The 10,514-nt window shown below is 33.4% G+C and carries 11 protein-coding genes and 2 pseudogenes; 1 reads left to right on the top strand and 12 read right to left on the bottom strand.

Annotation, left to right across the window (positions count from 1 at the left end):
* Positions 1-78: 78 nt before the first annotated feature.
* Positions 79-180 (top strand): annotated as a pseudogene (locus CHELV3228_RS10405) (phosphoribosylglycinamide formyltransferase); the annotation flags it as partial.
* A gap of 38 nt (positions 181-218) precedes the next feature.
* On the opposite strand, the gene CHELV3228_RS10760 reads toward CHELV3228_RS10405, so the two are convergent.
* The 12 genes and pseudogenes from CHELV3228_RS10760 to dnaA all read right to left on the bottom strand — a co-directional run bounded on the left by CHELV3228_RS10760 (position 219) and on the right by dnaA (position 10,514).
* On the bottom strand, positions 219-659 hold the full coding sequence (locus CHELV3228_RS10760; RefSeq protein WP_370445650.1) for a methyl-accepting chemotaxis protein: 441 nt from the start codon (positions 657-659) through the stop codon (positions 219-221).
* A 798-nt stretch (positions 660-1,457) separates the two neighbouring features.
* Positions 1,458-2,039: pseudogene (locus CHELV3228_RS10755) on the bottom strand (cache domain-containing protein); the annotation flags it as partial.
* A gap of 319 nt (positions 2,040-2,358) precedes the next feature.
* The gene (locus CHELV3228_RS00045; RefSeq protein WP_082198966.1) at positions 2,359-3,021 is read right to left on the bottom strand and encodes an FkbM family methyltransferase; all 663 of its coding nucleotides are present in this window, start codon (positions 3,019-3,021) and stop codon (positions 2,359-2,361) included.
* 111 nt (positions 3,022-3,132) lie between these two features.
* Positions 3,133-4,155, bottom strand: a complete 1,023-nt coding sequence (gene obgE, locus CHELV3228_RS00035; protein WP_082198964.1) for a GTPase ObgE — start codon at positions 4,153-4,155, stop codon at positions 3,133-3,135.
* Positions 4,146-4,538 (bottom strand): preQ(1) synthase, encoded by a 393-nt coding sequence (queF, locus tag CHELV3228_RS00030; protein WP_082198963.1) that lies wholly within the window; start codon positions 4,536-4,538, stop codon positions 4,146-4,148. The genes obgE and queF overlap by 10 nt, the downstream gene beginning before the upstream one ends.
* 74 nt (positions 4,539-4,612) lie before the next feature.
* Positions 4,613-4,975 (bottom strand): glycosyl transferase family 90, encoded by a 363-nt coding sequence (locus CHELV3228_RS10345; protein ID WP_172461467.1) that lies wholly within the window; start codon positions 4,973-4,975, stop codon positions 4,613-4,615.
* Entirely contained in the window at positions 4,963-5,148 is a 186-nt protein-coding gene (locus tag CHELV3228_RS10340) for a hypothetical protein (protein WP_171050447.1), read from the bottom strand. Before CHELV3228_RS10340 ends, CHELV3228_RS10345 begins: the two co-directional genes overlap by 13 nt.
* On the bottom strand, positions 5,121-5,429 hold the full coding sequence (locus tag CHELV3228_RS10335) for a hypothetical protein (protein WP_172461466.1): 309 nt from the start codon (positions 5,427-5,429) through the stop codon (positions 5,121-5,123). Before CHELV3228_RS10335 ends, CHELV3228_RS10340 begins: the two co-directional genes overlap by 28 nt.
* A gap of 21 nt (positions 5,430-5,450) precedes the next feature.
* The gene (locus tag CHELV3228_RS00020) at positions 5,451-5,660 is read right to left on the bottom strand and encodes a hypothetical protein (RefSeq protein ID WP_082198962.1); all 210 of its coding nucleotides are present in this window, start codon (positions 5,658-5,660) and stop codon (positions 5,451-5,453) included.
* 6 nt (positions 5,661-5,666) lie between these two features.
* Positions 5,667-7,979 carry a DNA topoisomerase (ATP-hydrolyzing) subunit B gene (gyrB, locus tag CHELV3228_RS00015; RefSeq protein ID WP_082198961.1) on the bottom strand — a complete coding sequence of 771 codons (2,313 nt, stop codon included), beginning with the start codon at positions 7,977-7,979 and terminating at the stop codon, positions 5,667-5,669.
* 9 nt (positions 7,980-7,988) lie between these two features.
* The gene (gene dnaN / locus CHELV3228_RS00010; protein ID WP_082198960.1) at positions 7,989-9,056 is read right to left on the bottom strand and encodes a DNA polymerase III subunit beta; all 1,068 of its coding nucleotides are present in this window, start codon (positions 9,054-9,056) and stop codon (positions 7,989-7,991) included.
* 138 nt (positions 9,057-9,194) lie between these two features.
* Positions 9,195-10,514, bottom strand: a complete 1,320-nt coding sequence (gene dnaA, locus CHELV3228_RS00005; RefSeq protein ID WP_082198959.1) for a chromosomal replication initiator protein DnaA — start codon at positions 10,512-10,514, stop codon at positions 9,195-9,197.

Genomic DNA, 10,514 nt, shown 5'->3' with positions numbered 1-10,514 from the left:
TCAAAACTACATAAAATTAAGTTGATTCTAACAAATTTAACTTAACCCCCACCAAGCAAAGTGAGAGTTAAGATATAAAAGAAAAATCTAACTTATGAGGAATTTGAGGAAAAAATTCACGCTTTGGAGTATGAATTACTACCCCAAAGCGTCATTGAGCTTTTTTGTAAAAATTTATAGCCCCCACAAAAGAACAAGGGGGGGGGGGGGAAGAAGTATTAAAACTTCTTCTTCTTCACATCTTCAAGGATATTATTTGCTATATCACTAACATTATTAGAGATGATAGCACTTTCATTAGCTATTTCTACATTATCTTTAGTGGTTTGGTCGATTTGAGCTACACTTTCATTGATTTGAGTGATACCAGCAGTTTGCTCTTTAATACTTTCTGCCATATCATTGATAGATTGAACGAGAAGGTTAGTATTTGCTTCTATCTCACTTAAAGACTTTTGGGTTCTTTCAGCTAGTTTTCTAACTTCATCAGCCACGACGGCAAAGCCTCTTCCGTGTTCTCCTGCTCTTGCAGCTTCTATGGCAGCATTAAGGGCTAGAAGATTGATTTGGTCAGCTATATCACCTATAATGCTTGTTACATTTTTAATCTCTTCGCTTTGAGTGATAACATCACTTGTTTTTTGAGAGACATTTTGCATAGAGGAAGTAATCTCTTCTAAAGCAGCAGCTGTTTCTTCTAGTGAAGCTGCTTGAGAATTTGAACTTGTTGTTAAGTTTTGCACAGCGTTTTGAAGTTTGGAGCTTTCATTGGCTAAAGAATTTGCAAAATCTGAGCTTTGTTTTAGCATTTTGATGATTTCTTCGCCTAAGGCATTAGTGGTTACTTCTACACTACCTGTTGCATCTTCAATTCTATTTCTAAAGTCTAGGCTTTTAAATTCTTCAAAGATAGAACGGATTTTATTCATATCTTTACCCACTCTAGTTTGTAAAACATCAAGGAGATCATTTAAAACATTTTTGAGTTCTATAAGTTGTGGGTTTCTAGGATTAGCTGTGATTCTTGCAGTGAGGTTACCATTTTCTACTATGCCTACTGTTTCTACGCTTTCTTTGACGGCTTGTTTATCTTGGTCAAGTCCTTGTTTAGTTGCAAGGATATTTTCATTAATGGCTTTTGCCATTTGACCAAATTCATCGCTTGTATTTATATTGATAGTAGAGATGTCTTGTGTTTTATGGTTGATGAAATCGAAGAAGGAGTTAAGACCGGATTGGATAAAAGAGAGTGGAGACAAAAAGTATGAAATGATAAAGTAAAGCAAAATGACACTAGCTATACTTGTAAAAATAACAATTGTGATTTGTATGAAAGCGATTTTATAAACAGGACTTTCAATTTTACTGATATTTTCACCAACGCAAACCGTATAATTACCCATTGTTCTAGCACAAATTCCAAATCTTTCGCTTTTATCTTCAGGCTTGATATACTCAAAATGCTCATAATCTGCCCTCTCTTTAGCTACATTTGCTATCACTGAAATATCATTGTTTGAATTTAACATCTCTTTATCTGTGGAGGCAAATACCTGATTTTCTGAGTCAAAAACAAAAGTGCGTCCCGGTAAATTCTCAAACTCTTTTTGCAAGTCAGTTACCAATACATCGACCGCTAAAACGCCTATAAATTTACCATCTTTGTGAAGAGCAACCGCATAAGTAAAGCAAGGCAATCCAGTAGTTACATCAATGTATGAGGGCGTAATGTGAATTTCATTTGTCTTTAGGGCTTCTTTATAATAATCTCTTGTCCTAGCATCGTAATTATCTGCTTTGCCATAAATTCCAAAATCAAGATTTTTTGAATCAGAATCTAGGTCGCTAACTAAAAGTTCTCCGCTAGGTTGAGCGATATAAACCGCTAAAAATCGCCCAGCATCTCTAAATGTTTTCAAATCTTGTCCCACAAATTGCATTAAAGCTTCTTGATTATCAAGTCTGCTTAAAGAATGTTTGAGAATATTTTTTTCCAAACTCTTAAGTGCGGCAATGTTTCTCGCTCTAAAACTCTCCATAGAATTTTTAGCTGTCTTCACATAATTTGTCTCGGCATTGACAACTTCAGTATAAATTTCGTTTTTAACGAACATAAAGGTAACCACTCCCAAAATTACCAAACACAAAACCGCCATTAAATTTGCAATCAAGGCTAATTTAATCTTTATACTTTTCATCTCCAAAACTCACTCCTTGCTAAATTAATTTCATTTGAATTGACTATTCTACAAAAAAAAAAAAAAACGATTTTAATAAATTTTTAAAAATATCTATAATTTTACCTACGCAGCCCAATACCCAAACTGCGTAGCTTAAATTCCTTGTAAATTAATTTTGCTAAATCCAGTCTAAATAGATATTTGTGATTTTCTTTTTTGCGATTTTTTCTTTTAATTGTCCTATTTTTTGACTAGGATTTTCAAAAAATCTTTCGTGCGTTTCTACCATAATATATTCTATATTTTCATATAAATTTTTCTCAATCAAAGCATCCAAAACATCAAATTCAGCACCCTCTATATCAAGCTTTACAAAGGCTATTTTGCCGTGTTTTTGAATAAGCTCTGCGATAAATTCACAAAAGTCTATCATCTGCACTTCATAAGCACTTTCTTGCTCTGCTTTAGACATAGAAATGATACTATTGCCGTCACTGACAAGATCGCCATTCATATTATAAAAAATGGTTTTTTCATTTTTGTTGGAAATCGCCTGCTCTAAGACAATCAAACGCTCATTATCTTTATATAAATTCCTTAAAAAAGCCGTTAAATAAACATTTGGCTCAAAAGCATAGCAAATTCCGCCACTTGCCAAAGCCACATCACTAAAAACACCAGCATGCGCACCGCCGTCTATGAAAACTAGCTCTTCGCCCTTACTTGAACGCAGATAAAATTCATAAAAAATATGATGATACTTAGTAGCGACACAAGCTCTTTTTAAAAGAAACTGAAAGTATTTGACCCCCCCCCTCGAGAATTTTGCAAGAGTTCGCATTGATACTCTAAATGTTTTTTAGAATTTAGATATTTAGCGATTCTTAATTTACCAAGGTAAATTTCCCTTAAGCCATTGTCATATTTTACTTTACGAAACATTTTTTCTCCTTTAATTTTTAGGTTTCACTTGCTCTAAAAGCTTAAATTTAAGCTCATTTAGCCCCGTTTTATCAAGACTTGAAACTTTCAAAACGAAACTAGGATTTTGCTCTTTTAAAAATTCTTCCAAATCTTTCACATTTGTTTCCAATTCTTTAGCAAAGTCCTCTCCCAAATTCGCACAATCTATCTTAGAAATCATCACACCAAAAGAACGCTTACTAAGCGTATTTGAAAATTTTTCAAGCTCTTTTTTTAAGATAATAAACTGCTCTTTTAGGCTCATCTGCCTCATCGTATCAAGCACAAAAAGTAAAAAATTTGTGCGTTCGATATGCTTTAAAAATAAAAGCCCCAAGCCCTTACCCGCACTAGCACCCTCGATAATGCCCGGAATATCCGCCATCACAAAAGAATGATACTCATCAACCTCCACAAGCCCAAGTTTAGGCGTCAGCGTGGTAAATTCATAGTTTGCAATCTCGGGCTTTGCGTTAGAAATCACGCTTATAAGTGTGGATTTACCAGCATTTGGAAAGCCCACTAAGCCCACATCAGCGATAAGCTTTAACTCAAGCCTTACCTCACGCACTTGCCCTTTTATGCCCGGCTGTGCGTAATCTGGGCGTTGATTTGTAGAGTTTTTAAAATGCGTGTTACCAAGCCCCCCTTTACCGCCTTTTAGAAAAACTTCTCTTTGTCCTTCTTTAACTAAATCTAGCAAAATCTCACCGCTCTTTGCATCGATAATTTGTGTCCCTTGTGGGACGATGAGTTCTAAATTTGCCCCTCTTTTGCCATTTTTGTTACGCCCTTGTCCGGGGACTCCATTTTGTGCGCGAAGTTCTTTTTTGCCTTTAAAATTCATCAAAGTATGTGTATTATTATCGCAAATAATCACCACGTCACCGCCATTTCCACCATCTCCTCCATCAGGACCTCCCAAAGGCACATGCTTTTCACGGCGAAAACTCACAGCTCCCTTACCCCCATCTCCCGAAGCAAGGCTTAATTTCACACTATCTATAAACATTTTGGCACAACTATATCGCTACGACATTCGATTAAGGTATGGACATTACCGCGAGGGTTAAAATCTCCAACAACCTTTATCCATTTTGGTTTTAACTTATCTTTTAAGGTGTTATAAATTTCATTAATACTTGCTTCGTGGCTGACATTGCGGTTCATAAAAGAATTAATATAAATTTTAATCGCCTTTAACTCCACAACAAGCTTATCAGGCATATACTCAACATAAATCGTTGCAAAATCAGGATACCCACTTCTAGGGCAAAGACAACAAAATTCAGGCAAGGTAATTTTAATCACATAGTCATTTTCCGCCGTGTTTTCCCAAAGCTCTAAGTCTTTATCGACATCAAATTCTTTAATTTCCTTTTCGCCATAACGCATTTTTTATCCTTTAAATTAAATCGAAGCATTATATACTAAAGAATTAAATACGAAGCTTTAAAGCGTCGTTAAACTCATTTTTCGATTTGGTTTGTGTAATAAAAATATTTTCCCATTAGTAAAAGTGAGATAAGAAATTCACGCTCTTTATCAAAAAACTGCTTAACATATTCGTGTGCATTGTGGATAATCTCTTTTGCATCATTTGAATGCTTGATGAAAAATTCTAGCAATTCTTCTAAATTTTCATAATTATCTTTAATCTCAGCATAATGCACATTTGGCTTAAGCTCTCCCTCCATAAACCAAGTTTCAAATTTTACGCGTGGCATAATGACAAGTGAATTTGAGCTCATCACCCATTTAATATTACTTGCCACATCGTTGCCCTCTATAAGAAACATCACCAAATTCAAATTTAATATTACTTGCCACATCGTTGCCCTCTATAAGAAACATCACCAAATTCAAAATTTGCTTTAAAATTTTGCGGAAAATAACGCGCGATTTCATAGCTGTCAAAAAAATATGCTGTATTTTTACGACAAAAACGCAAATTTCTTAGTTGCCACGCACTAGAATCTAAATTGATTTGGAATTGAGTGGGCAATAATAATCCACACGCTTTTTAATCAACTTTGCATTATTACCCTCATTCAATAAAAATTCCAAGGCTTTTGGAATTTTTATTTCATAATTTTCTTTAATTTCTAAAAAAGGCATTTTAAATTTCTTACATTTTTTCTTAAGTTTTTGATGTTCTTTTATAAGCTTTTTAACATCAACAAATTCGCTTTTAATACGCCTTAGAAAAAAATAAAAAAAGTATTTTACACTCATCATTTTTAAGCCATTTTTGAAGTTTTTTAGGGCGTAAATATACACCCTCAATGATATAATTTTGCTGATTTTCTAAAGCACTCTGGATAAAATTATTAAGAAAAGGGCAAAGAAATTTGCTATTTTTTCATCTTCATCGACCTTAAAAGGCGGGTTTTTAAGCTTAACAAAACCCATTTTAATAAGGTCTAAACTAAGATAGGGGAAAGAAGTTTTTCTAAGCAAATTCTGCGCCAATAAACTCTTTCCCGTATGACTTTCTCCACCTATAATAAAAATCATCTTAAATTACACATCAAGATGCTTCACATCTTTAGCGTGTGTTTGGATATAGTCGCGTCTTGGCTCGACCTCATCACCCATAAAGAGATTAAAAGTATCATTTGCACTTTGCGCATCTTCGATTGTAATTTTTAAAAGGCGTCTAATGCTAGGGTCCATTGTCGTTTCCCAAAGCTGCTCAGGATTCATCTCACCTAAACCTTTATAACGCTGGATATAAGCACCTTTTTTAGCATTTTTTTCCACTTCATCTAAAATTTCTAAAATATCTCGTTCGAAATTTAAATCTCGCTCTTTAATCTTTCCAAAAATATAAGTCGCCTCCGTATATAAAGGATGCGAGAATAAATCATCATTTACGATAAGCTCTTCAAGTCCATTTTCAGTTTGCACATAAATTCTTATCGCCTCTTCACTAATGTAAGAATTTAAAATATTATGTCCTTCTTTTTCTAAAAAGCTTTTGATAATTTTGAATAATTCTTCATTCGAATTCTTAATCAAATCTGGATTTTCTATCAAATAACGAATGACAGAAATAACATTAAAGCGTTTTTCTAAATCTTTTAACACCGAGCGATATGCTGCAACGATTTTTAAAAATTCTTTCAAATCATTAAGTCCTATGCCTTCATAATTTGAATTTTCTATCCCTGTTTCAATTAAAAATTCATTTAAAGCCTTTTCATCTTTAAGATAAATTTCTCTTTTTTGCCCTTTTTTATAACGATAAAGTGGGGGTTGAGCCAAATAAATATGTCCATTTGCCACAAGCTCGTTCATAAAGCGGAAGAAAAAAGTTAAAAGTAAAGTTTGTATGTGTGAGCCATCAACATCCGCATCTGTCATAATGATGATTTTATGATACCTTAGCTTTGAAAGGTCAAAATCCTCACCTATACCGCAGCCAAAAGCGGTAATCATATTTTGAATTTGCTCACTTTTTAAAATTTTATCCAGCCTTGCTTTTTCGACATTTAAAATTTTTCCTCTTAAAGGCAAAATCGCTTGAAAAGCCCTTTCACGCCCCTGTTTAGCAGAGCCTCCCGCACTATCGCCCTCGACTAAATAAATTTCACTCTCACTTGGGTCCTTGCTTTGACAATCAGCCAATTTCCCCGGCAAGGTCCCCACACTCAAACTTTCTTTTTTACGCGTTAGCTCTCTTGCTTTTTTTGCTGCTTCCCTACCTCTTGCTGCCATTAAAGCTTTATTCATAATGGCTTTAGCCTCGATAGGATTTTCCTCAAAATATTTACTTAGATATTCAAAACTCGCTTTATTAACGATAGGACGCACATAAGAAGAGCCAAGTTTTCCTTTAGTTTGCCCCTCAAATTGCGGCTCAGGTACTTTAACGCTCACTATGGCGATAAGTCCCTCCCGCACATCTTCACCTGTGATTTTATTATCTTTTTCTCTAGCACTTGCATTTGCCTCGATATAATTGCTTATCACGCGTGTAAGTCCCATTCTAAAACCTGCTTCGTGAGTGCCTCCATCTGGTGTGCGTATGTTATTGACAAAAGAAAGTAAATTTTCTGTGTAAGTTTCATTATAAAGCAGAGCAACTTCGACATTAACATTATCTTCATCAACACTAAAAAAGATAGGTTTAGTTAAAGCTTGTTTTTTGTTCAAATCGCTAACAAATTGTGAAATTCCACCCTCAAAATGAAAACTTTCACTTTTACCGACACGATTATCTTTAAAATTTATGGTAATTTTGGGGTTTAGATAGGCAAGTTCTCTAAAGCGTTTCGCTAAAATTTCATAATCAAATTCCGTAACTTCGAAGATACTTTCATCAGGCCAAAATTCTATTGTTGTGCTTGTTTTTTGGGTTTTACCTACAACGCCAAATTCACTTGCAATTAGACCTTTAGAAAATTCTTGTCTATAAATTTCTCCATCTCTTTCTACTGTGGCAACAAGTTTTTTAGAAAGTGCATTAACGACAGAAACACCCACGCCGTGAAGCCCTCCAGAGACTTTATAGGTATCTTGGTCGAATTTCCCACCTGCGTGAAGCACTGTTAAAACAACAGTTAAAGTTGGGATATTTTCTGTTGGATGGATTCCAACTGGAATACCGCGTCCATTATCCTTAACAATACAACTTCCTTCTGTAGTAAGTTCTATATCTATGGTATCGCAATATCCAGCCATAGCTTCATCGATGGAATTATCCACGACTTCATAAATCATATGGTGAAGTCCATTGACATTTGTATCACCTATATACATACCTGGGCGTTTGCGGACGGCTTCTAAACCTTTTAAAACTTTAATATTACTTTCGCCATAATTTTTTTGCATAATCTTCCTTTAGATAATCATAGGCATAATAACGACTTCAAGCTCATTTGAACTCACCACAAAAGCTAAATTTGGTTCATTAATTTTAATTTTAAATTCATTTTCTTCTATGGAATTTAAGAAATCAAGCAAATACTTTATCTTGATTGTAAGGGAAAATTCATTTTCAACTTCAAGCTCTTTTTCAAGCTCAGTTTTTGCTTCCATATTATCAAGGCTAATACCCTCAAAAATGATTTTATTTTTTGTGAAGTGGAGTTTCATACTTTCCGTTACAACGCTAATTTTTTTAAGCGAATCTATAAAATCTTCCGTTTGCAATGTAAATTCTTGTTTAAATTGCAGAGGGATAACCTTTTCATAGTCTGGAAATTTGTCGTTGATTAGCTTAGTAAAAAATTCGAAATTTTCGTTTTTAGCAATAAGCATATTTTCATCGTAATAAATTTCGATTTTTTCGTAAAAGAGTTTTTGCATTTCCATAATTGCTTTTTTAGGAATGCTGATGTGAAATTCATTGTCATTTGTTTTATTCAAAGTATAAATGGCAAGGCGTTTTGAATCCGAACTTACAAAATTAATTTTGTCGTTTTTAATATCTAGGTAAGCACCATTTAAAGAGTATTTTGGATTATTAGTATCGATACTTGGAAGAACCTTTTTTAAAGAACGACTTAAATCACTTGAATCAATGTCAAATTTATTTTTATTTTCTGTATTTGGGAAAACTGGAAAATCTTCGTAGTTAAACATAGGGAGTTTGTATTTTGTATTTTTTTGTCTAATGAAAAGAAAGTTATCTATAGTTTCAAGTATGATTTCTTCATTATTCAAATTTTTGATGACATCGGTGATACTTTTGGCATTTGCTGTGGCAAAACCCGGGTTTTCGATGCGAATTTTTTTAATTTTATAATTAATACCTATTTCATAATCACTTGCTTTTATGATGAGTTTGTCTTCACTTGCTTCAAATAGTAGATGTGAAGTTATAGTGCTTAGGTCTTTTTTTTCTACATAAGCATTACATAAAAGTATGGCGGCTTCTAGGGTGTTTTTGTTAATGTTGATTTTCATCGTTTTCCTTTCAAGTATTTATTTTAAATTTTCATCATAATAATAAGTATGTTGAAAATGTGAAAAACTCTTTTAAAAATTTATTTTATCATAGTTTTATTACATTTTAAATTTTTGTGGTTTTTCACATTTTTCACATTAACTTTGACTTTTGGTTAAAATTTTATTCTTTAGTTCTTCGATTTTGCTTTTTAAATGTTGATCTTCTTTGATGAGTTCGTTGATTTTTTTAATATTATGTGAAATGGCTGTGTGGTCTTTCATCTCAAAATAAACTGCAAGTTGCGGCATAGAGAGACTTGTAAGTTCTCTTGCTAAAAATATTATAATGCGTCTTGCAAGAACGATATTTTGCGACCTTTTTGTTGATTTTATATCGTTTGTTTTGAGGTTGAATTCTTTGCTAACAATGCTTAAAATGTCTTCTATGGTGATATTTTCTTTTTTTTCTTTAATGTGGTCTTTCATCATTTCTTTGGCGAATTCTAGGCTTATTTCTTGATTGATAAGTCTAGAATAAGCATTTAAATTTGTTATCATACCCTCTATTTCACGGATATTATCCCCCATAGCTGTGGCGAGATAGCTGATGATTTCATTATTTAAATTGACTTCGTTAAATTCACATTTTTTACGGATAATGGCGATTTTAGTTTCAAGCTGAGGCGGGGTAATATCAGCAATAATGCCATTAGCAAAACGCGATTTTAGCCTGTCTGTAATGCCTTTTAGCATATTAGGAGGGTTATCAGAAGTCATTATGATTTGTCCTGATTTATCGCGAATTTCATTAAAAATGAAGAAAAATTTTTCTTGTATTTTGTCCGTTTTACCTAAAAACTGCACATCATCTATGAGTAAAACATCGCAGTTTTGATATTTTTCTTGAAATTTATCCATTGTTTTGTTGATAATGTGAGAATTAAAATCGTTAATAAAATTTTCACTTGTCGCATAAATAACTCTTTTTCCCATTTCTAGGCACACATTTCCTACAGCTTGAAGTAAGTGCGTTTTACCAAGTCCTGTGGGACCATAGATGAAGATGGGATTATAAAGCTTTCCAAGTTTATCTTTTTGGCTAACAGCCTTACAAGTGGCATAAGCATATTCATTAGAGCCACCTACGACAAAGCTATCAAAGGTAAAAGAGGGGTTTAAAATCGTGCTTTGCATTTTAATTTGAGCGATGTCTATTTTGGTGGAATTTTTGCTTTTATGCGTTTGACTTTGGATTAAAATTTTAGCTTTGTTGCCGCTCATAGTTTCGTAAGTAAGGGCAATTCCTTCGGCATATTTTGTTTGGATAAATTTGGCTAGGAATTCGTTTGGAGCATTGAAAACTAATATATCTGCTTTGCTTTGTTTTTCGTTAAATTTTAAAAGAGAGATGTAATTTTTATACTCTTCTTCTCTTAATTTTTTTTTAAAGGCATCTAGAATTTCACTTGCGTCCAT

It is taken from the genome of Campylobacter helveticus (assembly GCF_002080395.1).
Taxonomy (GTDB): domain Bacteria; phylum Campylobacterota; class Campylobacteria; order Campylobacterales; family Campylobacteraceae; genus Campylobacter_D; species Campylobacter_D helveticus.
This window is presented reverse-complemented; position numbering and strand designations above follow the sequence as displayed.

Bases quoted from the DNA above. Each gene is read 5' to 3' on its own strand.
- CHELV3228_RS10760 (WP_370445650.1), bottom strand. From the start codon at position 659: ATGCAAAATGTCTCTCAAAAAACAAGTGATGTTATCACTCAAAGCGAA.
- CHELV3228_RS00045 (WP_082198966.1), bottom strand. From the start codon at position 3,021: ATGCGAACTCTTGCAAAATTCTCGAGGGGGGGGGTCAAATACTTTCAG.
- obgE (WP_082198964.1), bottom strand. From the start codon at position 4,155: ATGTTTATAGATAGTGTGAAATTAAGCCTTGCTTCGGGAGATGGGGGT.
- queF (WP_082198963.1), bottom strand. From the start codon at position 4,538: ATGCGTTATGGCGAAAAGGAAATTAAAGAATTTGATGTCGATAAAGAC.
- CHELV3228_RS10345 (WP_172461467.1), bottom strand. From the start codon at position 4,975: ATGTGGCAAGTAATATTAAATTTGAATTTGGTGATGTTTCTTATAGAG.
- CHELV3228_RS00020 (WP_082198962.1), bottom strand. From the start codon at position 5,660: ATGATTTTTATTATAGGTGGAGAAAGTCATACGGGAAAGAGTTTATTG.
- gyrB (WP_082198961.1), bottom strand. From the start codon at position 7,979: ATGCAAAAAAATTATGGCGAAAGTAATATTAAAGTTTTAAAAGGTTTA.
- dnaN (WP_082198960.1), bottom strand. From the start codon at position 9,056: ATGAAAATCAACATTAACAAAAACACCCTAGAAGCCGCCATACTTTTA.
- dnaA (WP_082198959.1), bottom strand. From the start codon at position 10,514: ATGGACGCAAGTGAAATTCTAGATGCCTTTAAAAAAAAATTAAGAGAA.